Source organism: Pantoea sp. X-Soil-ISGK-355, from assembly GCF_059730805.1.
Genome location: NZ_AP035971.1, coordinates 3,068,436 through 3,092,966, shown reverse-complemented (window position 1 = coordinate 3,092,966; position 24,531 = coordinate 3,068,436). Strand labels below are relative to the sequence as shown.

Annotated in this window: 19 protein-coding genes; 15 read left to right on the top strand and 4 right to left on the bottom strand. The window is 56.3% G+C overall.

Annotated features, from left to right (window positions below; translation table 11 throughout):
* The first annotated feature begins 234 nt into the window (after window positions 1-234).
* The 5 genes from purL to glnB all read left to right on the top strand — a co-directional run bounded on the left by purL (window position 235) and on the right by glnB (window position 8,641).
* The gene (gene purL, locus AC6I8J_RS14130; protein WP_222925118.1) at window positions 235-4,122 is read left to right on the top strand and encodes a phosphoribosylformylglycinamidine synthase; all 3,888 of its coding nucleotides are present in this window, start codon (window positions 235-237) and stop codon (window positions 4,120-4,122) included.
* Window positions 4,123-4,684: 562 nt separating this feature from the next.
* A complete protein-coding gene (locus AC6I8J_RS14125) occupies window positions 4,685-6,112 on the top strand; it encodes a sensor histidine kinase (protein WP_497825493.1) in 1,428 nt (475 codons plus the stop codon).
* Window positions 6,113-6,115: 3 nt separating this feature from the next.
* Window positions 6,116-6,784, top strand: coding sequence for a two-component system QseEF-associated lipoprotein QseG (gene qseG, locus AC6I8J_RS14120; RefSeq protein ID WP_107320023.1), 669 nt, complete (start codon window positions 6,116-6,118; stop codon window positions 6,782-6,784).
* On the top strand, window positions 6,784-8,118 hold the full coding sequence (gene glrR, locus AC6I8J_RS14115; RefSeq protein WP_161736192.1) for a two-component system response regulator GlrR: 1,335 nt from the start codon (window positions 6,784-6,786) through the stop codon (window positions 8,116-8,118). The genes qseG and glrR overlap by 1 nt, the downstream gene beginning before the upstream one ends.
* 184 nt (window positions 8,119-8,302) lie before the next feature.
* Complete coding sequence (gene glnB, locus AC6I8J_RS14110) at window positions 8,303-8,641, top strand: nitrogen regulatory protein P-II (protein WP_003848647.1); 339 nt, start codon at window positions 8,303-8,305, stop codon at window positions 8,639-8,641.
* 539 nt (window positions 8,642-9,180) lie between these two features.
* Here the strand turns inward: glnB and hmpA are convergent.
* Window positions 9,181-10,365 carry an NO-inducible flavohemoprotein gene (gene hmpA / locus AC6I8J_RS14105; protein WP_497825492.1) on the bottom strand — a complete coding sequence of 395 codons (1,185 nt, stop codon included), beginning with the start codon at window positions 10,363-10,365 and terminating at the stop codon, window positions 9,181-9,183.
* A gap of 325 nt (window positions 10,366-10,690) precedes the next feature.
* On the opposite strand from hmpA, the gene glyA reads away from it, so the two are divergent.
* Window positions 10,691-11,944 (top strand): serine hydroxymethyltransferase, encoded by a 1,254-nt coding sequence (gene glyA, locus AC6I8J_RS14100; protein WP_161734376.1) that lies wholly within the window; start codon window positions 10,691-10,693, stop codon window positions 11,942-11,944.
* Window positions 11,945-12,072: 128 nt separating this feature from the next.
* Window positions 12,073-13,221 (top strand): 3-phenylpropionate MFS transporter, encoded by a 1,149-nt coding sequence (locus AC6I8J_RS14095; protein ID WP_161734374.1) that lies wholly within the window; start codon window positions 12,073-12,075, stop codon window positions 13,219-13,221.
* On the opposite strand, the gene csiE is transcribed toward AC6I8J_RS14095, so the two are convergent.
* Window positions 13,203-14,471 carry a stationary phase inducible protein CsiE gene (gene csiE / locus AC6I8J_RS14090; protein WP_497825491.1) on the bottom strand — a complete coding sequence of 423 codons (1,269 nt, stop codon included), beginning with the start codon at window positions 14,469-14,471 and terminating at the stop codon, window positions 13,203-13,205. The genes AC6I8J_RS14095 and csiE overlap by 19 nt on opposite strands.
* A gap of 155 nt (window positions 14,472-14,626) precedes the next feature.
* Here csiE and AC6I8J_RS14085 point away from each other — a divergent pair, with 155 nt between their 5' ends.
* From AC6I8J_RS14085 to AC6I8J_RS14075, 3 genes are all read left to right on the top strand, one after another.
* Entirely contained in the window at window positions 14,627-15,253 is a 627-nt protein-coding gene (locus AC6I8J_RS14085; protein ID WP_161734369.1) for a DUF1007 family protein, read from the top strand.
* The gene (locus AC6I8J_RS14080) at window positions 15,244-16,224 is read left to right on the top strand and encodes a nickel/cobalt transporter (protein ID WP_161734367.1); all 981 of its coding nucleotides are present in this window, start codon (window positions 15,244-15,246) and stop codon (window positions 16,222-16,224) included. The genes AC6I8J_RS14085 and AC6I8J_RS14080 overlap by 10 nt, the downstream gene beginning before the upstream one ends.
* A gap of 205 nt (window positions 16,225-16,429) precedes the next feature.
* Entirely contained in the window at window positions 16,430-17,443 is a 1,014-nt protein-coding gene (locus AC6I8J_RS14075; protein WP_013358739.1) for a TIGR04086 family membrane protein, read from the top strand.
* Between the two features lie 63 nt (window positions 17,444-17,506).
* Here the strand turns inward: AC6I8J_RS14075 and suhB are convergent, their stop codons facing one another.
* Complete coding sequence (suhB, locus tag AC6I8J_RS14070; RefSeq protein WP_013358738.1) at window positions 17,507-18,310, bottom strand: inositol-1-monophosphatase; 804 nt, start codon at window positions 18,308-18,310, stop codon at window positions 17,507-17,509.
* A 132-nt stretch (window positions 18,311-18,442) separates the two neighbouring features.
* On the opposite strand from suhB, the gene trmJ reads away from it, so the two are divergent.
* The 5 genes from trmJ (at window position 18,443) to sseB (ending at window position 23,329) form a co-directional block, all read left to right on the top strand.
* Window positions 18,443-19,195: a tRNA (cytosine(32)/uridine(32)-2'-O)-methyltransferase TrmJ gene (trmJ, locus tag AC6I8J_RS14065; RefSeq protein ID WP_161734363.1), complete on the top strand. Its 753-nt coding sequence runs from the start codon at window positions 18,443-18,445 to the stop codon at window positions 19,193-19,195.
* 130 nt (window positions 19,196-19,325) lie between these two features.
* Window positions 19,326-19,823, top strand: a complete 498-nt coding sequence (gene iscR / locus AC6I8J_RS14060) for a Fe-S cluster assembly transcriptional regulator IscR (protein ID WP_013358736.1) — start codon at window positions 19,326-19,328, stop codon at window positions 19,821-19,823.
* A gap of 88 nt (window positions 19,824-19,911) precedes the next feature.
* Window positions 19,912-21,072 (top strand): IscS subfamily cysteine desulfurase, encoded by a 1,161-nt coding sequence (locus AC6I8J_RS14055; protein WP_222925124.1) that lies wholly within the window; start codon window positions 19,912-19,914, stop codon window positions 21,070-21,072.
* A 159-nt stretch (window positions 21,073-21,231) separates the two neighbouring features.
* Entirely contained in the window at window positions 21,232-22,518 is a 1,287-nt protein-coding gene (pepB, locus tag AC6I8J_RS14050) for an aminopeptidase PepB (RefSeq protein WP_161734359.1), read from the top strand.
* A 46-nt stretch (window positions 22,519-22,564) separates the two neighbouring features.
* A complete protein-coding gene (sseB, locus tag AC6I8J_RS14045; RefSeq protein WP_253419663.1) occupies window positions 22,565-23,329 on the top strand; it encodes an enhanced serine sensitivity protein SseB in 765 nt (254 codons plus the stop codon).
* A gap of 245 nt (window positions 23,330-23,574) precedes the next feature.
* Here sseB and sseA read toward each other — a convergent pair whose 3' ends face one another.
* A complete protein-coding gene (gene sseA / locus AC6I8J_RS14040) occupies window positions 23,575-24,417 on the bottom strand; it encodes a 3-mercaptopyruvate sulfurtransferase (RefSeq protein WP_222925126.1) in 843 nt (280 codons plus the stop codon).
* Window positions 24,418-24,531 lie beyond the last annotated feature (114 nt).

Below are 24,531 nucleotides of genomic sequence, written 5' to 3'. Positions count from 1 at the left end.
CTTTTAAAGGCAGTATTTATCTTCTTTGAACTCCCAGAGCGAGGGGCATTTTGCGCAACAAAATCACACTGAGCAACTTTTATAGCAGCTTTTGCGCAAAATTCAGGCAAATCCGGGTTGCCAAAAATTGTGCGCAAACGGTTTCGTCGCGAGGTCGCTTTCTCTATAATACGCCCCGTTTTCCCTGTTGCGCCCAATCAAGCGTCGCCCGGCGCCCTGACGAGAGACTTATTAATGGAAATTCTGCGTGGTTCGCCCGCCCTGTCGGCATTTCGTGTAAACAAACTGCTGACCCGCTTTCAGGACGCTCATCTGCCGGTGAGTGATATTTACGCTGAGTACATCCATTTTGCTGATGTCAGTACGCCCTTAACCGCTGACGAACAGAGCCGCCTGCAACGCCTGCTTAAATATGGTCCCTCTCTCGCTGAACATGCTCCACAGGGACGTCTGCTGCTGGTGACGCCACGTCCCGGCACCATTTCGCCCTGGTCATCCAAAGCCACCGACATTGCTCATAACTGCGGCCTGCCGCAGGTACGTCGTCTGGAACGTGGTCTGGCTTTTTATGTGCAGGCTCCGCAACTGACGGAAGCGCAGTGGCAGACGCTGGGTACACTGCTGCACGATAGGATGATGGAAACGGTCTATAGCGATCTGGCGCAGGCTGAGCAGCTGTTTGCGCACCATACGCCGCAGCCAGTGAAGAGTGTCGATCTGCTGGGTGAGGGCCGTCAGGCGCTGGTTCAGGCAAATATCTCGCTGGGTCTGGCGCTGGCAGACGATGAAATTGACTACCTGGTGGCGGCATTTACCGCGCTGGGCCGCAATCCCAACGACATTGAACTCTATATGTTTGCGCAGGCGAACTCTGAGCACTGTCGTCACAAGATCTTCAACGCCGACTGGATTATCGACGGCGAGAAACAGCCGAAGTCGCTGTTTAAGATGATTAAAAACACTATGGAGCAGACGCCGGACTTCGTGCTCTCTGCTTATAAAGATAATGCCGCCGTGATGGAAGGGTCAGAGGTTGGCCGCTTCTTTGCTGACGCCGGCGAAAGCGAATACCGCTGGCATCAGGAAGCCGCGCACATCCTGATGAAGGTGGAAACGCATAACCATCCAACGGCCATCTCGCCGTGGCCAGGCGCCGCGACCGGTTCCGGTGGTGAGATCCGTGATGAAGGCGCAACCGGACGCGGCTCCAAGCCCAAAGCGGGCCTGGTTGGATTCTCGGTCTCTAACCTGCGCATCCCTGGCTTTGAACAGCCATGGGAAGAGGACTTCGGCAAACCGGCGCGTATCGTCAGCGCGCTGGAAATCATGACCGACGGGCCTCTGGGCGGCGCTGCGTTTAACAATGAATTTGGTCGTCCGGCACTGAATGGCTATTTCCGTACCTATGAAGAGCAGGTCACCAGCCACAACGGCACCGAGCTGCGTGGCTATCATAAGCCGATTATGCTGGCGGGCGGCATCGGTAACATCCGCGCCGATCACGTGCAGAAAGGCGAAATTACCGTCGGCGCGAAGCTGGTGGTGCTGGGTGGTCCGGCCATGAACATCGGTCTGGGCGGCGGCGCGGCGTCATCCATGGCTTCGGGTCAGTCTGATGCCGATCTCGATTTCGCCTCCGTTCAGCGTGACAACCCGGAGATGGAACGCCGTTGCCAGGAAGTGATCGACCGCTGCTGGCAGCTGGGCGATGAGAACCCGATTCTGTTTATCCACGACGTGGGCGCGGGCGGCCTTTCCAATGCCATGCCGGAGCTGGTCAGCGACGGCGGTCGTGGTGGCCGGTTTAACCTGCGTGACATCCTGAGTGATGAGCCAGGCATGAGCCCGCTGGAAGTCTGGTGTAACGAATCACAGGAACGTTATGTGATGGCCGTAGCGCCCGATCAGCTCGCACAGTTCGAGGCGATCTGCCAGCGCGAACGCGCACCGTTCGCGGTGATTGGTGAAGCGACCGAAGAGCTGCACCTGAGCCTGGAAGACAGCCATTTCGATAATAAGCCCATCGACATGCCGCTTGACGTGCTGCTGGGCAAAACGCCGAAGATGACGCGTGATGTGGTGACACAGCAGGCACAGGGTACCGAACTGCAGCGCGACGGCATTACGCTGGTCGATGCGGTGAATCGCGTACTGCATCTGCCTGCCGTGGCGGAAAAAACCTTCCTGATCACCATCGGTGACCGCAGCGTGACCGGCATGGTAGCGCGCGATCAGATGGTCGGCCCGTGGCAGATCCCGGTTGCCAACTGTGCGGTGACCACCGCCAGCCTCGACAGCTACCACGGTGAGGCCTTTGCCCTCGGCGAACGTTCACCGGTTGCGCTGCTGGATTTCGCAGCGTCGGGGCGTCTGGCTGTCGGTGAAGCACTGACCAACCTGGCGGCAACGCAGATTGGTTCGCTGAAGCGTGTGAAACTCTCCGCTAACTGGATGTCTGCAGCCGGTCACCCGGGTGAAGATGCCGGTTTATATGCGGCGGTGAAAGCAGTCGGCGAAGAGCTTTGCCCGGCGCTGGGGATCACTATCCCGGTCGGTAAAGATTCGATGTCGATGAAAACCCGCTGGCAGGAAGGCACCGAACAGCGTGAGATGACCTCGCCGCTGTCGCTGGTGATTACCGCGTTTGCCCGCGTCGAAGATGTGCGTCGTACCGTCACGCCACAGCTGCAGGCCGAACAGGACAACCTGCTGCTGCTGATTGATCTGGGTAACGGCGCGAATACGCTGGGCGCAACCGCGCTGTCGCAGGTCTATCGTCAGCTCGGCGACAAACCTGCCGACGTGCGTGATGCCACACAGCTGGCGGGCTTCTTCAATGCGATTCAGGCGCTGGTGGCTGAGCAGAAACTGCTGGCTTACCACGATCGTTCCGACGGCGGTCTGCTGGTGACGCTGGCCGAGATGGCCTTTGCCGGTCACTGCGGTATTGACGTTGATATCGCCTCGCTGGGCAACGATGCGCTGGCCGCCCTGTTTACCGAAGAGCTGGGCGCGGTGATCCAGATCAATGCCGCCGATCGCGCAGCGGTTGAGCAGATCCTGGCGGATCATGGCCTTGCCGCTTCGACGCATCTGCTGGGCAGTGCACAGCCGGGCGATCGCTTTGTGATCCGTGCCGGTGACAGCGCGGTTTACAGCGAAAGCCGTACCACGCTGCGCACCTGGTGGGCGGAAACCACCTGGCAGATGCAGCGCCTGCGCGACAACCCGGCGTGTGCGGATCAGGAACATGAAGCGAAGAAGAACGACAGCGACCCTGGCCTGAACGTGAATCTGACCTTCAATCCGCAGGAAGATGTGGCAGCACCGATGATCGCTACGGGCGCACGTCCACGCGTCGCCGTGCTGCGTGAGCAGGGCGTCAACTCCCATGTGGAGATGGCCGCCGCCTTTGATCGGGCCGGTTTCACCGCCATTGACGTCCACATGAGCGATCTGCTGGCCGGACGTCGCGGTCTGGAAGAGTTCCAGGCGCTGGTGGCCTGTGGCGGCTTCTCTTACGGCGATGTGCTGGGTGCCGGTGAGGGCTGGGCGAAATCGATTCTGTTCAACCCAAGCGTGCGTGACGAGTTCGAAACCTTCTTCCACCGTCCGCAAACTCTGGCGCTGGGCGTCTGCAACGGTTGCCAGATGATGTCCAACCTGCGCGAACTGATCCCAGGTAGCGACCTCTGGCCGCGCTTTGTGCGTAACCAGTCTGAGCGCTTTGAAGCACGCTTCAGCCTGGTTGAAGTGGCCGCCAGTCCATCACTGCTGCTGGACGGCATGGCCGGTTCGCATATGCCTATCGCGGTGTCGCACGGTGAAGGCTTTGTTGAAGTCCGTGATGCGACACATCTGGCGGCGCTGGAGTCGAAAGGGCTGGTGGCACTGCGCTTTGTCGATAACTTCGGCAAGGTGACAGAAACCTATCCGGCTAACCCGAATGGTTCTCCTGACGGCATCACCGCGGTGACCAATGAAAGTGGCCGCGTCACCATTATGATGCCGCATCCGGAGCGCGTGTTCCGTACCGTCAGCAACTCCTGGCATCCGGCCGAGTGGGGCGAAGACAGTCCGTGGATGCGCATTTTCCGCAATGCGCGCAGACAGCTGGGTTAATTTAATCCACTGAAATGAACAGGAGGCTAGCGTGCCTCCTGTTCATTTTTGCGCCGCTGTTGGCAAATAGCGACAACAGAGCCTTTGCGCTGTCGCTGTATGGCGACATTTATCTCGTTGATTTTTAATGCGTGCTTATCAGACTGATTTTAGTGTCGCCTTACGAAGACAGACAGCCTGTGCTGATATAAGATTTTTCGCGACAGTCAGCGGGCGGGCCTGCTCAATTTGCTGAAAAATATAATGATTTATTTTCTGGCATGGAACTTGCTATACTCATGCAGCTGCTCATTCACCTGTTTATGATTGCCCCGCTTAGCGGATAAGAGCTCATAAAGCCCGAATGACGCACCAAACGGAGCCTGCCGTCCACCTGACCGATAATCGCTTGCGTTATCAAACACCGGACGTAACGTTGAGTAAGGCTCCACCCATTCTTACGCGATGCATCACGCGTCGTGCCAGCGGCAGGCCATTGAGCCTGCCGTTTTCTTTCATTCCCCTTTCTTCCGCAGACAGAGTCCGCTAGCATCCAGACAGCGAATCTTAAGGAAGCGGCTGCGTGAATAAATGGCGTTTATTTCCCCGTTCTCTGCGTCAGCTGGTGCTGATGGCGTTTGTCCTGGTGCTGCTGCCCCTGCTGGTACTGGCCTGGCAGGCGTGGGAAAGTCTCTCTGCATTAAGCGAACAGGCTGCGGACACTAACCGCAATACCTTTACCGATGTGCGCAGAAGTGAGGCGATGGCGCGAACGGCGGTTGAGCTGGAGCGTAGCTATCGCCAGTACTGCGTGCTGGATGATGCCTCGCTGGCGCGCCTCTATCAGACTCAGCATACCCGCTACAGTCAGATGCTGAGCTCGCACAGCGCCAGCCTGCCCGAACTGCCCGCATTCCAGACCTTACAGGCGACGCTGCCGCTGCTGACGCCACTGAAATGTGACAATGGTAATCCGGTGCCGGTTGCCGCAGAGGCGCTGGATCGCTTTTCTGCGACCAATGCGCAGATGGTGCAGGACACGCGCGAAGTGGTCTTTTCGCGTGGCTTACAGCTGCAGCGCGAAATTGCCGATCGCGGCCAGTTTTTTGGCTGGCAGGCGCTGATTCTGTTTATCATCAGTCTGGCACTGATGACGCTGTTTACCGGCATGATTATCGGTCCGGTTAAGCGCATTGAACGGATGATCAACCGGCTTGGCGAAGGGCGGGCACTGGGTAACAGCGGGACATTTCGCGGTCCGCGCGAATTGCGATCGCTGGGACAGCGCATCGTCTGGCTCAGCGAGCGGCTTCAGTGGCTGGAATCGCAGCGTCATGAATTTCTTCGCCATCTCTCTCACGAGCTGAAAACGCCGCTGGCCAGCCTGCGTGAAGGCACGGAACTGCTGGCGGACGAAGTCGCCGGCTCGCTGAATGTCGATCAAAAAGAAGTGGTCACTATCCTCGACAGCAGCAGTCGCCATCTGCAGCAGCTGATTGAACAGCTGCTCGATTACAACCGCAAACTGGCGGATGGCCCGATCGCGCTGGAGCCGGTCAGCGTGGCGGAGATTGTGGAAGATGTCGTTAACGCACATGCGCTTTCGGCGCGCGCCAAACTGATGCAGACGGTCGTCGATCTTAAGGTCAGTCACTGCCTCGCAGAACCGATGTTACTGATGCGGGTCATCGACAACCTCTATTCGAACGCCGTGAACTACGGCAGCGAATCCGGTACCATCTGGCTTCGCAGTCAGCAGCAGGGCGATCGGATCTGCATTGAGGTCGCGAATAGCGGCTCGCCGATCCCGCCTGAAGAGCAGGCGATGATTTTCGAACCGTTCTACCAGGGCAGCCAGCAGCGTAAAGGGCCGGTGAAAGGCAGCGGGCTGGGATTGAGTATCGCCAAAGATTGCCTGCGCCGGATGCAGGGCGATCTGACGCTGGTCTCCTGCGAGCAGGCTGACGTCTGTTTTCGAATTGAACTGAACACCACAGCCGGGAAAGTCTGACTGATGAAATATTTACCCGCTTTGCTGTTGAGCACGCTGACTACGCTGCTCCTCAGCGGATGTACGACCTCCCCGGCCACCTCCTCTTTGCCGTCAGGCCATCAGGTGGCGGAACCCGAGGTCAGAATCGCTGATTACCTGGCGACCCGTTGCAGTGACCTGTGGCCGATAGAAAATAGTACGGCGCTGGGTAACACCCTCTACTGGATGCGGGCGATCGACTGTGCCGAACGTCTTTCTCCCGCGGAGGCCCGTGCCGAAGCCCATCGCTGGCCGGCTGAAAACTGGTCGCGCGCCTTCAAGCAGGGCGTACTGATGTCCAACGGCAACGTGACGCCTGTTGAACGTCGTCGCTATGTTGAAACCCTGGATCGCTACAGCAGCGATTTTCCGCAGTCTGTGCGCCCGCTGATTCAGCTGTGGCGCAGTAATCAGACCGCGCAGCTTGACCTCAGTGAAGCGCGCACCCGTTATGCCCATCTGCAGCAGAGCAGTGATACGCAGCTTGAGGCGATACGCCAGCAGATGGTGAAACAGCAGCAGCAGCTCAGCGACACGCAGCATAAGCTGGAGCGGCTGACTGACATTGAGCGTCAGCTTTCATCACGCAAAGCCCCGGATGTGTCTGACAGCGGTCACGGCACGGCACTGCCGCAGGATGAGGAGCAATAATGGTGAGGCAAGCGGCAAAATTGCTGCTGGTGGATGACGATCCCAGCCTGCTGAAGCTGCTGGGCATGCGTCTTCGCAGCGAAGGGTATCAGGTCACCACGGCAGGCAGCGGACCCGAAGCGTTGCGCCTGCTGCAGAAAGAGAAGATCGAGCTGGTGATCAGCGATCTGCGTATGGATGAGATGGACGGTCTGGCGCTGTTTGGCGAAATCCAGAAACGCCACACCAACTTGCCAGTGATTATCCTGACGGCGCACGGCTCTATTCCGGACGCGGTCTCTGCCACCCAGCAGGGCGTTTTCAGCTTCCTGACCAAACCAGTAGACAAAGATGCGCTCTATAAAGCCATTGATGAGGCGCTGGCACAGCAGGTGCCGGTCAGTGATGACCGCTGGCGCGAAGCGATTGTCACCCGCAGCCCGCTGATGTTGAAGCTGCTGGAGCAGGCGCACATGGTGGCGCAGTCGGATGTCAGCGTGCTGATTAACGGTCAGAGCGGTACCGGTAAAGAGATGCTGGCGCAGGCGATTCACGCCGCCAGCCCGCGCAACGGCAAGCCGTTTGTCGCCATTAACTGTGGCGCACTGCCGGAGCAACTGCTGGAGTCAGAGCTGTTCGGTCACGCTAAAGGGGCGTTCACCGGTGCCGTCAGTGCCCGTGACGGTTTATTTAAAACCGCTGGCGGCGGCACGCTGTTCCTGGATGAGATTGGCGATATGCCGCAACCGCTGCAGGTGAAATTGCTGCGGGTGCTACAGGAGCGTAAGGTCAGGCCGCTGGGCAGCGATCACGATATTGAGATCGACGTGCGCATCATTTCAGCTACCCATCGCGATCTGCCAAAGGCGATGGAGAAGAAGGAATTCCGTGAGGATCTCTTCTATCGTCTGAATGTGGTGAATCTGAAGATTCCGGCACTGCATCAGCGCACCGAAGATATCCCGCTGCTGGCTAATCACCTGTTACGTCAGGCGGCAGAACGGCATAAACCGCAGATTCGCAGTTTTTCCGTCGATGCAATGAAGCGTCTGATGGCGGCCAGCTGGCCGGGCAACGTGCGTCAGCTGGTGAACGTGATTGAGCAGTGCGTGGCACTGAGTTCATCGCCGGTGATTAGCGATGCGCTGGTGGAGCAGGCCTTAAGCGGTGAAAACAGCGCGTTGCCGACATTTGCGGAGGCGCGCAATCAGTTTGAGCTGAACTATCTGCGCAAGTTGTTGCAGATGACCAAAGGCAATGTGACCAACGCCGCACGTCTGGCCGGGCGTAATCGCACGGAGTTCTATAAGCTGCTGTCTCGTCATGAACTGGACGCCAGTGATTTCAAAGAGTAGCGGGGGCGGCGAAGTGATACCGGGAGGTTGACTGCTCAGGCCCGACGCAGAATGGTTGCAGTCAGCACAATCTGACAGCGCTTGCGGCAACCTGAAGAAACCCGGATATTACCGCCCGACAGCGCCAGTAACATTTATACTTGATAAACCCTCTGACCATGGAGGGAGTGAAAAAGGGTCTGACATGAAAAAGATTGATGCGATTATCAAACCATTCAAACTCGATGATGTTCGTGAAGCCTTAGCGGAAGTGGGCATCACCGGGATGACCGTGAGTGAAGTAAAGGGCTTTGGTCGCCAGAAAGGGCACACCGAGCTGTACCGCGGCGCAGAGTATATGGTCGATTTCTTACCTAAAGTGAAAATCGAGATGGTGGTGGGCGACGATATCGTTGATACCTGCGTCGAGACCATTATGCGCACGGCGCAGACCGGCAAAATCGGTGACGGTAAGATTTTCGTCTTTGACGTGGCGCGTGTAGTGCGTATCCGTACGGGCGAAGAGGATGAAGAGGCGATCTGATAGTCTTTTTATCAGCTCTTTATCAGCATAAAGAAGCCCGCGCTGCGGGCTTTTTTTATGCCTGGGGAGCCTGGGACGAATAGCTTTGAGATCGAGCCAGCTCTGGGAACACGGTCAGATCGGAAAGACGCAAAAGCCAGTCCCTTAGTGCCTCATCTGGAATCGTTGGCTGTGTGATCGCGCCTGCTTAGAGAACACGGACAGATCGGAAAGACGCAAAACCCGCCATCCATGGCACGCTCGGCCCGCGCGATTACGCACCTCATCCCTGAGATGCGCCCGTAGTCGGGCCAACGCGTTGCGTTGTTCAAAAACGCTCCCGGCGTTTTTGTCCATGGCGCGGGACGCTTTCCTCTTCTGCCCGTGTTCCCTTCGCTTTGAGCTTATGCGTTGCTGCAAGACTCACATTGGGCAGATTACAATCTGGTACGGTTAGCGGTGAGAGCATTCCCTGCGCTTTTAGCTGATTCATTGCTGTCAGATTTAGATCGGGTTTGCCAGTAATCTAAGCCCGCAGCGCGGGCTTTTTTATCGCTCAATCACATGCCTTTATGAGGTCCAAAGAGTTCGTAATGAATGCGTGTATCTGCCACGCTGGCATCGCGCAGTTGCGCCACCACATGCTGCATAAAGGGCAGCGGACCGCAGAGATAGAAGTGGGTGTCGGGTGAGGTGAAGCGTGCTGAAAGCGCGGTGATATCCATCAGACCCTGCGCGTCATAGCGACCGGCATCTTCAGCCGCGGGCTCGCGATACCAGACCTCGCTGACGAAATCGGTGAGCTGCGCGCCTGTAGCTATCACTTCCGGGCCAAATGCATGCTGTTTGCTGTTCTCTGCGGCATGCAGCCAGCTGACCGGCGCGCGGTGCTGGCTTGCTGCCAGCGCATGGAGCATCGCCAGCATCGGCGTCTGACCCACGCCTGCAGAAATCAGCGCCACAGGCGTGACAGGGTCGACCTCAAGGAAGAAGTCGCCGTGCGGTGCGGCGAGCATCAGCTCATCACCCACCTTGCCATTCTGATGCAGCCAGCCGGAGACGGTGCCCTGTGCTTCTCGTTTCACCGCGATGCGATACTCTTTGCCGTTGCTGAGATGCGTCAGCGAGTACTGACGAATCTGGTGATGTTCGAAGCTGGCAGGCTGCAGGTGGACTGTCAGATACTGACCGGGCTTAAAGGCGGCGACCGGGCCGCCATCCACCGGCGTGAAGGTAAAGCTTTTAATCACCTCGCTCTGCTGCTCAATCGCACTGATGCGAAACGCCCGGGTGCCACGCCAGCCGCCGGTTTGCTGCTCTGTGGCCTGATAAATTTCCTCTTCGCGATTGATGAATACCTCTGCCAGCACGCCGTAGGCCTGGCCCCATGCCGCCAGCGCCTCTTCGCCCGGATCCAGCAGTTCTTTAATGGTTGCCAGCAGATTTTCACCGACGATGGCGTACTGTGCAGGCTGGATATTCAGGCTGGTATGTTTCTGCGCAATCTTTTCCACCGCAGGCAGCAGCACGGCCAGATTCTCCAGGTTTGCGCCATAGGCGCAGATGGCGTTGAACAGGGCTTCCCGCTGATCGCCATTACGCTGGTTATTCATATTGAAGACGTTTTTAAGTTCCGGATGGTGCGACAGCATGCGGTCATAGAAGTGGGCGGTAAGCTTTGGACCGCAGGCGGCGATGGCAGGCAGGGTCGATTTAACGGTGGCGATGGCGTGTGCATCAAGCATAAAGGCGGCCTCTTATTAAACATGTATTTTAAATGCATCTTATAGCTGCTTCGTCTGCGGTGTAAATAATCCAATGAACTTTCTGCTTGTCTGAGTGGCAACTTTTTAGTGCATCAAGAAAACCTTCGGCACAGCCTGAAGAAAAAACGTGGCGTCTGAACAGGGTAAAAAGGTGTAAAAATGCTGTGCCAGTAGCCAGCCAATCGTTTGCGTAAAAAGAGGAGGTTCACCCTACCTTCACCTGTTAAAACGGTTTACACTGTGGGCCTTCGCCCCTGAAGGGGGGTAAATACCGTCAGAAAGTTAGCTGAGTCAGGAGATCCGGATGTTAAAGCGTGATATGAACATTGCCGATTACGATGCCGAGTTGTGGCAGGCGATGGAGCAGGAGACAGTGCGTCAGGAAGAGCACATTGAACTGATTGCTTCTGAAAACTACACCAGCCCGCGTGTTATGCAGGCACAGGGTTCTCAGCTCACCAATAAATACGCTGAAGGCTATCCGGGCAAACGCTACTACGGCGGCTGTGAGTACGTTGATATCGTTGAGCAGCTGGCGATCGATCGCGCAAAAGAACTGTTTGGTGCCGATTACGCTAACGTGCAGCCACACTCAGGTTCACAGGCTAACTTTGCGGTTTACACCGCGCTGCTGCAGCCGGGCGATACTATTCTGGGGATGAACCTGGCGCACGGTGGGCACCTGACTCACGGCTCACCGGTTAACCTGTCCGGCAAACTCTATAACGTGGTGGCTTACGGTATCGATGAGACCGGTAAAATCGATTACGACGAACTGGCTGAACTGGCGAAAACCCACAAGCCAAAAATGATCGTAGGCGGATTCTCGGCGTACTCCGGCGTCTGTGACTGGGCGAAAATGCGCGAAATCGCGGACAGCGTGGGAGCCTGGCTGTTTGTCGATATGGCACACGTTGCTGGCCTGATTGCTGCTGACGTTTACCCAAGTCCGATCCCGCATGCGCACATCGTGACCTCCACCACTCACAAAACGCTGGCGGGTCCGCGCGGCGGCATCATTCTGGCGAAAAACGGTGATGAAGATTTCTATAAGAAACTGAACTCTGCTGTCTTCCCTGGCGGTCAGGGTGGTCCACTGATGCACGTTATCGCCGGTAAAGCGGTTGCCTTCAAAGAGGCGATGGAGCCGGAGTTCAAAACCTACCAGCAGCAGGTGGCAAAAAACGCCAAAGCGATGGTAGAAGTGCTGATCGAGCGTGGCTATGACATCGTGTCTGGCGGCACGCATAACCATCTGTTCCTGATCGATCTGGTGAGCAAGAACCTGACCGGTAAAGAAGCCGATGCGGCGCTGGGCCGTGCCAACATCACGGTTAACAAGAACAGCGTGCCAAACGATCCGAAAAGCCCGTTTGTGACGTCTGGTATCCGTATCGGTACACCAGCGGTTACCCGTCGTGGCTTCAAAGAGGCAGACGTACGCGAGCTGGCTGGCTGGATCGCCGATGTGCTGGATAACATCAATGACGAAGCGACCATTGAGCGCACCAAGAAGAAAGTGCTGGATATCTGCAGCCGTCTGCCGGTCTACGCTTAATCGCTAACCTGTTGTGAGACAGCATAAAAAGGATGGCATCTGCCATCCTTTTTTATTGCCTGTGCCGCAGGGCTCTGCCAGAGTAGCGCCCACTTATGCTGCGAAGCAGCAAACCTGCTGGAGGGAATATGGCAATCGGCTCCGCCAGATGGCTCGGATTGGGCTACTTCACTTACTTCTTCTGTTACGGCATCTATCTGCCATTCTGGGGCGTGTGGCTGAAAGGCACCGGTCTGGATGCTGAGAAGATTGGCCTGCTGCTCGGCTGTGGTATGGTTGCGCGCTTCGTCGGTAGTCTGCTTATTGCCTCGCAGGTTAAGAATCCCGGCCGGTTAATTACGGCGCTGCGTCTGCTGGCGCTGATGACCTCTCTGTTTGCTGCCGGTTTCTGGGTGGGTGAGCAGTGGATGTGGCTGCTGACTGTGATGATCGGCTTCAACCTCTTCTTCTCGCCGCTGGTGCCGCTCAGCGATGCGCTGGCTGCTACCTGGACACAGCAGATTGGGCTGGCGTACGGGCCGGTGCGACTGTGGGGATCGCTGGCCTTTGTAATCAGCTCGGCGTTAACCGGCGTGCTGGTCAGTGCTTACTCCTCTCAGGCCATTTTGCTGCTGCTTTCCGTCGGTGTCATCGCCATGCTCGCTGGCATGATGCTGAGACCAGCCACCCAGCCACAGGGTCATGAGCGTCAGGGTGCTGCAGGCGGCGGCTGGCAGGAATGGCGTGATTTGCTGCGTGAAAATGCTGTATGGCGATTTATGCTCTGCGTGACGCTGCTGCAGGGCGCGCATGCTGCCTATTACGGCTTCAGTGCTATCTGGTGGCAGGAGAGCGGCTACTCCGCCTCAACGGTGGGTTATCTCTGGTCGCTGGGCGTGGTAGCGGAAATTATCGTGTTCGCTCTGAGCAACCGCCTGTTCCGCCGCTGGCGCGCGCGTGACCTGCTGCTGCTTTCAGGCATCTGCGCGCTCATTCGCTGGGGCCTGCTGGGAGCCAGCACCGCGCTGCCGCTGCTGATTGTGGCGCAAATCCTTCACTGTGGCAGTTTCACCGTGTGTCATCTGGCGGCGATGCGTTTTATCGCGGCGCGGCAGGGGGCGGAAGTGATCCGGCTGCAGTCACTCTATTCCGCGCTGGCGATGGGCGGGGGTATTGCGATAATGACCATGATCTGCGGCGTGCTGTTCGCGCATCTGCAGGGGCATCTTTTCTGGGTAATGGCACTGGTAGCCCTGCCCGCACTGTTTCTGCGTCCCGGCTACGACTCCAGTAAATAACGAATGCGCTGCTGATGATGCAGCGTCAGCGGCAGTTCAGCATGCACCAGCGGCGGTGAGAACAAGGGCAGCGAGGTCGGGTAGGGCGAGATAATGATGTCGGTGTCCCGTGGCGCGCCATCCCGCTGAAACTGCTTCACATCCAGATAAGAAATATTGATCGGCAGCAGCGTGATCTCCCGGATCTGCTGTTCCACATCCTGCTCCAGGTCGGCATCGTCGCCGGTCAGTATCAGGACCTGCTTCTCCTGCAGCGCACTCTCCTGCATCAGCCAGGCACCAAAAATAATGGTGACTAAACTCACCTCTTCCGGCGTAAAAGTAATGTTGTAGTGCTGCTCAAAAGCCTGCAGGGCCTGCTGAGTCGTACGCAGCAGGCGAGGATAGAGTCGGCTGACATCCAGTGCCACGCAATTGTCGATACCGATAGTAAAGTGAGTGCGATCGAGTGCCTGCGCCAGATGCGGATAGAGCTGGTGCAGCAGTTCGTCGCGGTCAGCAAAGGTGATTTCGGCACAGGCTTCAAAGTCATTGATCAGTTGCTGCGTCGCGTTCATCAACTGCTGTTCAGCAGGATGTGCAACCGCATCCACGACCGGCGTATGAATCTGGCTAAACAGCAGCGTCCAGAAGTCGGTTTCACTGACATGCGGGGCAAGATGGCAGCGTTTTCGCCAGTGATGTATCACATCTTCGGCGGCCTGCCGCTCAGGCTTCTGCTGCAGCCAGAGGGACTGCGCCTCACTGAACAGCACCGGCTGACGCTGGCACAAGCCATACTTCATAAATATCTGCAGAAAAAGCCGGTCGCGTTCGCTGAAATCACGCTTCAGACGCAGGCTGCAATGCTGAATCAGCGCCTGTAAATTGGTCTCATCCCACAACGCTTTCTCAATCTTCATGACCTTCAGGCGCTGGCGCAGGGGCGCAGCAAAATGCTCGCAGACAAAATCCTGCGATAAACGCAGACTGCGTCGCAGGTTGTGCAGCAGACAAAGGCGACGGTCCAACTCTGTACCATGAAGACGAAAGCTGCCATCCACCATCTGATGCAATTCCAGCTGGTGATATCGCTGTATCTCAAGGCCTACATCCGCGATATCCTGTCGGGCAACGGCAGGATCGATGCCATTCAGCTGGCAGATTTTTTCAAGCGTAAGCATGGGTGCGGGCAGAAACAGCAACAATAAAAGATGGCACTGACGCTGTGAACGGGTGAAGAGTGGTGCCAAAGGGGTAGCAGAACTCATCAATCAGATTTCCAGCAGACTATTTTGAGCTAAGCGTAGTCAACCCGGTCAGCGCCCGCGCGGTTTACGCGGTTTATTTGCCGGAGGTTTAAAGCGGGTCACAAAATTTTGTTACTTATAGATTCTTTTCATCAGGAACGTTACTTTATAACATTATGAAACGCGCACTCTTTGCCTTACTGATGGTATTAAGTCCGGCTCTGCTGGCCCATCCTCACAGTTTCATCGATATGAAAACCGAACTGGTGGTGCAGGGTGACACCTTCACCGGATTAAAGATGACCTGGACCATGGATGAGATCACCTCCGCCGATCTGCTGTATGACGCGGGCGAGGCGAAGCCAGGCAGCGTGGTGTGGAAAAAGCTGGCGGCGGGCGTGATGGCGAACGTACTGGGCCAGCACTACTTTTCTGAAATCTGGCACAACCAACAGCGGGTAAAGTTTTTGAATCTGCCAACGGAATATAATCTGTCGCGTAACGGCCACAAAGCGGTACTGGAATTTGTTCTGCCGCTGGCGGAACCCCCGACGCTGGCCGGGCAGCGCTTTGAGATCCTGACCTTCGATCCCACTTACTTCGTCGATATGTTCTATGACAATCCCGGCGCGTTAACGCTGCCGCCGGCATTGCAGACCCGCTGTAAATTTGCGCTCAATACGCCAAAACCTAATGACTCTCTGAAGCAGTATGCGCTGTCGCTGGATAAAGCCGACGCGCCTGCAGAGGAGATGGATTTAGGCCGCCAGTTCGCACAAACGGTGGTACTGACATGTCAGTAATTTCTGCGCCCCTGCGCGCTTCCCGGCTCTGGCCTCTGTGGTTGCTGGCGGGACTCTTCATAGGCGGCGCGCTGCTGGTCTGGCTTTACTGGTCGCAGATTTTGCTGCAGAGCGTGCTGTGGCAGAAAGATCTGCACCGGCAGATGACCCAGCTGTTACAACAGGTGGCGGAGCAGCCCCATCAGGCTGGCATGTCGCTGGTGATATTCAGCCTGCTATATGGTGTGCTGCACGCGCTGGGGCCGGGCCACGGCAAAGTTGTTATCGCGACTTTTCTGGCGACCCATCCGAGCCGCGTCAGAACCAGTATCAGGCTGACGCTGCTCGCCTCACTGTTGCAGGGCTCAGTCGCGATTGTGCTGGTAACGGTGATGCTGGTGCTGCTGAAAACCTCGTCGCGCCAGCTGCATCTCAGCAGTTTCTGGCTGGAGAAGGGCAGTTATCTGCTGGTGATTGGGCTGGGTGTGATGATCGGCTATCGGGCGCTGCGCTCACTGTGGCGGGCATTGCGTCCGCGGCCAGCTCCGGTGTTCCGCGCCTTCCGTGCTCACCATCAGCATGATGAGCATTGTGGCTGCGGACATGCGCATCTGCCGACGCCGCAGCAGATGAGCGGCAACATTAGCTGGAAAACCCAGCTGCTGGTGGTGGTATCGATGGGATTACGCCCCTGTTCCGGCGCGATTATGATGCTGCTGTTTGCCAAAGTAATAGGTGTTTATGGCTGGGGCATTCTCTCTGCTGCCGTGATGGCGGTCGGCACGGCACTGACCATTTCGGCGATTGGCCTGCTGGTTCAGCAGGCGCGTTCGGTGGCGCAGCGGCTGGCACAACCTGGTGCTGTCTCAGGTATCTCGCGACTACTAATGCCAACGCTGGCCTTAACCGGTAGCCTGATTTTAATTGTGGCGGGTATCGCATTATGGCAGTCAGCACAACTCACGCCGGGCGGCGGAATTCGACCCTTCTGACTATAAACGCAGCGGGAATAAAATTCCCGCGGTTATACTTATCTCGCTAATTATCTCTGAATTCATCTCTTTATTTTTTTTCTCGGGGCAGTTTAGTGGTGAAATGACTATTCCCTGTCTACGCTGTTAATACCAAAACGGCATTCCGCCGTCGGGATGATAAAAGATCAGAACAGCTTGCTGTTTATTGCGAGGAGTATATTTCATGGCTGATACCCGTATTAATAATGGCTACACCGAAACGCTGGCGACCGGGCCGGCAGGACTACCGTTAAAACGTATTTCCTGGAGCGCGGTCTTTGCCGGTGTTATTTGTGCATTAATCGTTCATATCATTCTGACGCTGCTGGGCACAGCCATTGGGGCCACCACCATTGATCCGATGAAAGAACAGAATCCGCTGGACGGCCTTGGCACTGGCGCGCTGGTCTGGACGGCTATTGAGATGCTGGTTGCGATGGCGGCAGGTAGTTATGTTGCCGGCCGACTGGCACAGCGTGAAGGCGCACTGCACGGTTTACTGATGTTTGGCCTTAGCACAATTTTCACTATTTACCTGGCTATTGCGCTGGCAACCAGCGTATTAGGCGGCGCGATGAATATTGTGGGTTCAGGCTTCCAGGCGCTGGGTAGTGGTATTTCCGCTGCTGCGCCTTCGGTTACTCAAATGGCAAAAGAAAAGCTGCAGGAAAATAATATTAATTTAGACAACCTGCAAAACGAACTGGAAACCACATTACGTCAGACCGGTAAGCCGGAATTACAGCCAGAGAATCTGAAGCAGGACGCAAATAAAGAAGCGCAGAATGCGGAAAACCAGGCTAACAACACTGCGAACCACCCACAGACAGCGGATACCGATCTGACTAACTGGGTAAAAGGTGTAATGGATCGTCATTCAGATACTCTGCAGGCAGCCGATCGTGACGCACTGAAAAATATCATTAAAGCGCGTACCGGTAAAAGCGATGAGGAAGTGGATCAGATCGTTGCGAAAACCGAGCAGAGCTATCAGCAGGCCGTCCAGAAGTATAATGAACTGAAACAGCAGGCTGAGCAGAAAGCACGTGAAGCGGGCGAAAAAGCCGCTGCTGCGACCGCTAAAGCGAGCTGGTATGCCCTGATTCTGCTGATCATCGAAGCCGTACTGGCTGGTGTGATGGGTATGGTGGGTCGTCGTACTCAGCCCCGTCAGGTGCTGGCACACGAACGTCGTTAATCATCACTGATTAGCAGGCAATAAAAAAGGCGGCTGAAAAGCCGCCTTTTTCCGTAATGAAACTTAGCGTTTTAACGCTTCGCTCAGCTCATCACGCATGTTCGACAGCATAGCTTTCACCACGCGCGGGTTACCCGCGACCAGGTTACCTGACAGCAGATAACCGTGGTTACCGGTGAAGTCAGTGACCAGACCACCCGCTTCACGAACCAGCAGTTCACCCGCCGCAAAATCCCACGGCTTCAGGCCAATCTCAAAATAGCCATCTACGCGACCCGCAGCCACATAGGCCAGATCCAGCGCAGCAGAGCCGGTGCGACGGAAGTCAGCGCACTGTGTAAAGAGTTTGGTCAGGATGTTCATGTAAGCTGGCGCGTGCTGCTTCATTTTGAACGGGAAGCCCGTTGCCAGAACGGTGCCATCCAGATCGCGGGCAATGCTGCCACGCAGACGATAGCCATTCAGCTGAGCGCCCTGGCCACGTGAAGAGGTGAACAGTTCATTGCGCATTGGATCATAAACGACGGCGACTTCAGTGCGGCCTTTGATGCGCACAGCGATAGAAACAGCAAAGTGGGGCAGACGTTTGATGAAGTTAGAAGTGCCATCCAGCGGATCGATAACCCATTGAACGTCCTGATCTTCGCCCGCCAGTTCACCGCTTTCTTCAGTGATGATGGTATGTTTCGGGTAAGATTTACGAATAATTTCGATAATCAGGCGTTCTGCTTCGCGGTCAACATTGGTTACGAAGTCGTTGCTGCCTTTCTGGCTGGCTTCGACGGCGTCCGGGGTTTCATAATATTTGGCAATTAAATTTCCGGCCTTGCGCGCTGCGCGCACGGCAATGTTGAGCATGGGATGCATCGGTATCTCTCGCTGGATGTTAAAGAACGGGGAAAACGGCGCGGAGTATAGCAGCGTGTTCGGTAAATGTCCTGCTTTATGTTACGATTCTCTCCACTGATTTTACTGACCCGTTTCTGAGTATCCCTAATCATGTTGCAAAATATTCGTATCGTATTGGTCGAGACTTCTCACACCGGTAACATGGGCTCCGTTGCGCGCGCCATGAAAACCATGGGCTTAACCAACCTCTATCTGGTTAATCCGCTGGTCAAACCCGACTCACAGGCGATCTCCCTGGCTGCCGGTGCCAGTGACGTTATCGGCGACGCAAAAATCGTTGATTCACTGGATGAGGCCATCGCCGGATGCAGTCTGGTGGTCGGTACCAGCGCACGTTCACGTTCGCTGCCCTGGCCGATGCTGGATGCGCGTGAATGCGGCGTAAAAAGCGTGGAAGAGGGCCAGCAGGCACCGGTCGCACTGGTGTTTGGTCGTGAACGTGTCGGCCTGACTAACGAAGAGTTGCAGAAGTGTCACTATCACGTCGCGATTCAGGCCAACCCGGAGTACAGCTCACTGAATCTGGCGATGGCGGTACAGATTATCGCCTATGAAGTGCGCATGGCATGGTTACAGTCTCAGGAGCAGGCCAGCCCGCCACCGAAGTATGAAGAATCCCCTTATCCGCTGGTGGATGACCTTGAGCGCTTCTATCAGCATATGGAACAGATGATGCTGAACAGCGGCTTTATCCGCGAAGCCAATCCAGGCCAGGTGATGAGCAAACTGCGTCGTCTTTATACCCGCGCCCGTCCGGAACGTGATGAACTCAACATCCTGCGCGGTATGCTTTCGTCGTTTGAAAAGCGGAAAAACGAGAAAAAAGAAGCAGATAATAGTTGAGTAAATTACCTGGTTAAATACCTGACTAATTTACCAGGTTAAATAGTTGACCAATTTACTCGGGAATGTCAGACTTCATGGCATCTGTTGCTAATCCTCCGATAACCGGACGCTATTGAGGTTGTACGCTATGAGACTGACATCCAAAGGACGTTATGCCGTTACTGCAATGCTGGACGTTGCCCTTCACTCCCATGAAGGTCCGGTCCCGCTGGCTGATATTTCAGAACGTCAGGGCATCTCGCTCTCCTATCTGGAGCAGTTATTCTCCCGACTGCGTAAAAACGACCTGGTTTCCAGCGTTCGTGGCCCGGGTGGCGGTTATCTGCTGGGTAAAGCGTCAGACACCATCTCTGTCGGCGAGGTAATTACTGCGGTTGATGAGTCGGTTGATGCGACCAAATGCCAGGGCAAAGAAGGCTGCCAGGGCGGCGAGCGTTGTCTGACCCACGTTCTGTGGCGCGATCTGAGCGTACGTATCAGTGACTTCCTGAACAATATTACGCTGGCTGAGCTGGTGAATAATCAGGAGATTCTGGATGTGGCCGATCGTCAGAATGCGATCGATAATCGCCGCTTCCAGAGCCCGCGTTCGCAGGAAATTAACGTCAACCAGCGCGCCTCGTAGTCCCCGCTATTGCGGCCCTTACTGCTAACGCGGTCAGGGCCGAATCTGCTATAAAGACGTATGATTTTCAATACGGAGCTGTAGCGCAATGAAATTACCGATTTACCTGGATTATGCCGCCACCACGCCGGCCGATCCGCGTGTGGCCAGCAAAATGATGCAGTTTCTGACGCTGGATGGCACGTTCGGTAATCCGGCTTCGCGATCGCACCGTTTTGGCTGGCAGTCTGAAGAAGCGGTCGATGTTGCCCGCAATCAGATCGCCGAACTGGTCAACGCCGATCCGCGCGAAATCGTCTTTACCTCTGGCGCCACCGAATCCGATAACCTCGCGATTAAAGGCGCAGCCCATGCCCATCAGGCGCGCGGCAAACATATCATCACCAGCCAGACGGAACACAAAGCGGTGCTCGACAGCTGTCAGCAGCTGGAGCGCGAAGGTTTTGATGTCACGTATCTGGCGCCGGCGGCAAACGGCATTATCACGCCTGACCAGCTGCGTGCGGCGCTACGCGACGACACCATTTTAGTCACTCTGATGCACGTGAATAATGAAACCGGGGTGATTCAGGATATTGCCGCCTTTGGCGAACTCTGCCGCGAACGTGAGATTCTGTTCCATGTCGATGCGACCCAGAGCATCGGTAAGTTGCCCATCGATCTCAGCCAGTTACCGATCGATTTAATGTCCTTTTCAGCTCACAAACTCTATGGACCGAAAGGCATTGGCGCGCTCTATGTGCGGCGTAAACCGCGCGTACTAATCGCTGCGCAGATCCACGGCGGCGGACATGAACGCGGGATGCGCTCCGGCACCCTGCCGGTGCATCAGATTGTCGGCATGGGCGAGGCCTATCGTATCGCGGCAGAAGAGCGCGAAACCGAGATGGCGCGTCTGCAGGCGCTGCGCGATCGTCTGTGGCAGGGTATCAGCGTATTGCCGGACATTACCCTCAATGGCGACCCGCATCAGCGTGCGCCGAACATTCTTAATATCAGTTTCGCTGACGTTGAGGGTGAATCCCTGATCATGGCGCTGAAAGATCTGGCCCTCTCTTCCGGCTCGGCCTGTACCTCTGCCAGCCTGGAGCCTTCCTATGTTTTACGCGCGCTGGGCGTAAGTGAGGAGCTGGCGCACAGTTCGCTGCGCTTCTCGCTGGGACGCTTCACGACCGAGGAAGAGATCGACTACGCCATTGCCCTGGTGCAGAAGTCGGTGACCCGGCTGCGGGCCTTAATGAAATCCTGATACCCGGTCATAGTCCGGAAACTGCGCCAATATGGGCGCTTCGCTGGCAACGTCCGGCGGAATCTGTTATCAGGTCTCTGCGAAATACATTTAACATCTTATTAAAGCCGTCATAACAATCAGGCTGGACGAAACAGATAACGATTACGGAGCTTTTCGATGACCACACAACCCATGAACATTACGCTTAGCAGCCAGCCCGCCGATGCGCGCTGGGGCGAAAAAGCGATTCTGAGCAGCAACGACAGCGGCATGACGCTGCATCTCACCGGCGTGGATGCGCTGAATACCATCCAGCGTGCGGCGCACAAAATCGACAGCCAGGGGATCCGCCACGTGGCGCTGACCGGCGAAGGCTGGCACCTGGAGCAGTGCTGGGCATTCTGGCAGGGCTTCCGTGGCCCGAAAGGTCAGCGTCAGGTTGAGTGGCCAGCGCTGGGCGAACATGAGCAGGCGGAGTTTGATCGCCGTCTGAAAATCATCGACTGGGTCCGCAACGTGATTAACCTGCCTGCAGAAGATCTGGGGCCGGAACAGCTGGCGCATACGGCAGTTGATCTGATCAGTGAAGTGGGCGGCAGCGCCGTCAGCTATCGCATTACTAAAGGCGACGATCTGCGTGTTCAGGGCTATATGGGCCTGCACACGGTGGGACGTGGTTCAAATCGCCCGCCGGTTTACCTGGCGCTCGACTACAACCCAACCGGCGATGAGAATGCACAGGTTTACGCCTGTCTGGTCGGTAAAGGCATCACCTTTGATACCGGCGGCTACAGCCTGAAGCAGAGCAGCTTTATGGACTCGATGAAGTCTGACATGGGCGGTGCGGCGACCGTTACTGGTGCACTGGCTATGGCGATTTCGCGTGGTCTGAACAAGCGCGTCAAACTCTACCTCTGCTGTGCCGATAACATGGTCAGCAGCAACGCCTTCAAGCTGGGCGACATCATTCGCTATCGCAACGGCAAATCGGTGGAAGTCATGAACACCGATGCGGAAGGTCGCCTTGTCCTGGCCGACGGTTTAATCGACGCCAGCGAGCAGAACCCGACGCTGATCATCGATGCTGCAACGCTGACCGGCGCGGCCAAGACGGCGCTGGGCAACGACTACCATGCGCTGTTTACCTTTGATGATGTGATGGCGCAGTCGCTGATGGGCAGCGCGGTAAGTGAGAACGAGCCGTTCTGGCGTCTGCCGCTGGCTGAATTCCACCGCAGCCATCTGCCGTCTAACTTCGCCGATCTCAATAACATCGCCAGCCCGTCTCATGCGGCAGGAGCCAGCAGTGCGGCAGCGTTCCTGTCCCATTTCGTGAGCAACTATCAGCAGGGCTGGCTGCACATCGACTGCTCCGCGACCTATCGCAAGGGCGCGGTTGATCAATGGGCGGCGGGTGCTACAGGTCTTGGCGTGCGTACCATCGCCAATCTGTTACTGAAATAAGTAAGGCTCAGCGGTGGCGGATGCCGCCGCTGTTCAGAGGGAAACTATGAACCGTCTTGAAGAGGTGCTGAAGCTGGCAGCCACCGAGCCTGCCCATCGGCCCGAATTTTTCCAACTGCTGCTGGAGTCTGATGTCTTTGTTCCAGGCGAAAGCACCACGCAACAGCTTGATGCCAGCACGCCCGTTGATCTGCAGCACTGGGAAAAAGAGGATGGCAGCAGCATCATTCCTTTTTTCACGTCTGAAGAGGCGATGAGTGAAGCGGTGAGCGGTGAGCAATCCTGGCTGCGTCTGCCGGTCCGGACGCTGTTTGAGATCACACGCGGCGAGACGCTGTTTCTCAATCCCAAACTGCCTTCCGGTAAAGAGTTTACTGCAGCCGAGATCACCCATCTGCTGGCTGAGGAGGGCAGTGCGCTAAGCCAGCAAACCGTGCTGGAAGGCGGACAGTCCCTGCTCTTGTCTGAAGTGGCCGAGCCACCTGCGCAGATGATCGATTCGCTGACGCAGTTGTTCAGTAAGCATAAACAGGTGCGCCGGGCATTTGTCGCCAGTATTCGTGAGCGGGCTGATGAAGCGCCCAATCTGTTGATTGGTATTGAAGCTGACAGCAACATTGAGGCGATTATTCAGGCGGCGGGCAGTGTGGCAACGGACACGCTGCCGGACGATGCACCGATTGATATCTGTGAAGTCACGCTGCACGACCGTGGCATCAGCCACTTCTTTACCGCCCACATCCCGCCATTTTATGAGCGTCGCTGGGGCAGTTTCCTGCGCGACTTCAAGGGCAGTGAGCGGATTATCTGATTCACTTAAAAGAACAGGCGGCTCATGGGCCGCCTCAGACAGTTGATAATCCCGCATCAGGGGAATCTGGCCGCAACGAATAAGCTTAACGCGCAGAGAGCAGGGCCAGAAGAGGAAAGCGTCCCGCGCCATGGATTGGCTTAAGCGACTTTCCGATCTGACTCTGTTTCCTGTGCAACGTCGGTATTACAGCAGAACGAACCAGGCATTATCAATAAACAGGCGGCTTATCAGCTGCCTGTTTATTATTTTGCAATCGGTAAGTCGTCACGACTGCCCCATTCGCCCCAGGATCCGTCATACAGCGTGACATCCCGAGCGCCCAGCGCCGTCAGCGCCAGAATCAATACCACCGCCGTTACGCCTGAGCCACAGCTGGCGACCACCGGTTGTGTGATATCAACGCCCGCGTCGGCAAACAGCCTGCGCAGCTCCGCTTCCGGCTTAAGTTTTCCCTGCTCAACCAGCGTATTCCACGGCACATTCAGGCTGTTGGGAATATGTCCGCGATGCAGGCCGGGACGCGGTTCGTCCACTTCAGCGTTAAAACGATTAGCGGCACGCGCATCAACAATCTGTGCGCCGCCTTCATGACTGATCAGCAGCACGTCCGTCAGGCGTTTAACCCGGCTTTCATCCGCGTGCGCTTCAAACTCACCTTCCGGGAGATTCACGTTGCCAGTTGCGAGCGCAAAACCGGCTTCTTTCCAGCCCTGCAAACCACCGGCCAGAATTGACACCTGCGCCACGCCAAAGGTTTTGAGCATCCACCAGGCGCGTGGCGCGGAAAAGAGGTTGCCCTCGTCATAGACCACCAGATGCTTATCACTGCTGATGCCCAGCTCGCGCATCGCGACGGCAAAGGTCTCGGCACGTGGCAGCATATGCGGATAAGGGCTGGTGTGATCGGAAAGCGCTTCAATATCAAAGTAAGGGGCGTCGGGTAGATGACCCGCCAGATATTCAGCCTGAACATCGCGAACCGCTTCCATCCCGGGTGGCAACAGACGTGCATCCAGCACCTGAAGCCGCTCATCATTGTAGTGCTCTTGTAACCAGTCGGCGGACACAATCAGTGGCGTCGTCATAACAACCTCATCTCAGCAATCTGTCATACCAGTGTCAGGGAATGTGCGCGCCATCTCAAGAGAAGCGTTGATTAAATGCGAGCATTGATATGAAATTGCGCAGCGTAATTAAAC

Bases quoted from the DNA above. Each gene is read 5' to 3' on its own strand.
- purL (WP_222925118.1), top strand. From the start codon at position 235: ATGGAAATTCTGCGTGGTTCGCCCGCCCTGTCGGCATTTCGTGTAAAC.
- AC6I8J_RS14095 (WP_161734374.1), top strand. From the start codon at position 12,073: ATGGCAATCGGCTCCGCCAGATGGCTCGGATTGGGCTACTTCACTTAC.
- csiE (WP_497825491.1), bottom strand. From the start codon at position 14,471: ATGAGTTCTGCTACCCCTTTGGCACCACTCTTCACCCGTTCACAGCGT.
- AC6I8J_RS14080 (WP_161734367.1), top strand. From the start codon at position 15,244: ATGTCAGTAATTTCTGCGCCCCTGCGCGCTTCCCGGCTCTGGCCTCTG.
- glrR (WP_161736192.1), top strand. From the start codon at position 6,784: ATGGTGAGGCAAGCGGCAAAATTGCTGCTGGTGGATGACGATCCCAGC.
- pepB (WP_161734359.1), top strand. From the start codon at position 21,232: ATGACCACACAACCCATGAACATTACGCTTAGCAGCCAGCCCGCCGAT.
- AC6I8J_RS14075 (WP_013358739.1), top strand. From the start codon at position 16,430: ATGGCTGATACCCGTATTAATAATGGCTACACCGAAACGCTGGCGACC.
- trmJ (WP_161734363.1), top strand. From the start codon at position 18,443: ATGTTGCAAAATATTCGTATCGTATTGGTCGAGACTTCTCACACCGGT.
- AC6I8J_RS14055 (WP_222925124.1), top strand. From the start codon at position 19,912: ATGAAATTACCGATTTACCTGGATTATGCCGCCACCACGCCGGCCGAT.
- qseG (WP_107320023.1), top strand. From the start codon at position 6,116: ATGAAATATTTACCCGCTTTGCTGTTGAGCACGCTGACTACGCTGCTC.
- iscR (WP_013358736.1), top strand. From the start codon at position 19,326: ATGAGACTGACATCCAAAGGACGTTATGCCGTTACTGCAATGCTGGAC.
- glnB (WP_003848647.1), top strand. From the start codon at position 8,303: ATGAAAAAGATTGATGCGATTATCAAACCATTCAAACTCGATGATGTT.
- sseA (WP_222925126.1), bottom strand. From the start codon at position 24,417: ATGACGACGCCACTGATTGTGTCCGCCGACTGGTTACAAGAGCACTAC.
- glyA (WP_161734376.1), top strand. From the start codon at position 10,691: ATGTTAAAGCGTGATATGAACATTGCCGATTACGATGCCGAGTTGTGG.
- hmpA (WP_497825492.1), bottom strand. From the start codon at position 10,365: ATGCTTGATGCACACGCCATCGCCACCGTTAAATCGACCCTGCCTGCC.
- AC6I8J_RS14085 (WP_161734369.1), top strand. From the start codon at position 14,627: ATGAAACGCGCACTCTTTGCCTTACTGATGGTATTAAGTCCGGCTCTG.
- sseB (WP_253419663.1), top strand. From the start codon at position 22,565: ATGAACCGTCTTGAAGAGGTGCTGAAGCTGGCAGCCACCGAGCCTGCC.
- suhB (WP_013358738.1), bottom strand. From the start codon at position 18,310: ATGCATCCCATGCTCAACATTGCCGTGCGCGCAGCGCGCAAGGCCGGA.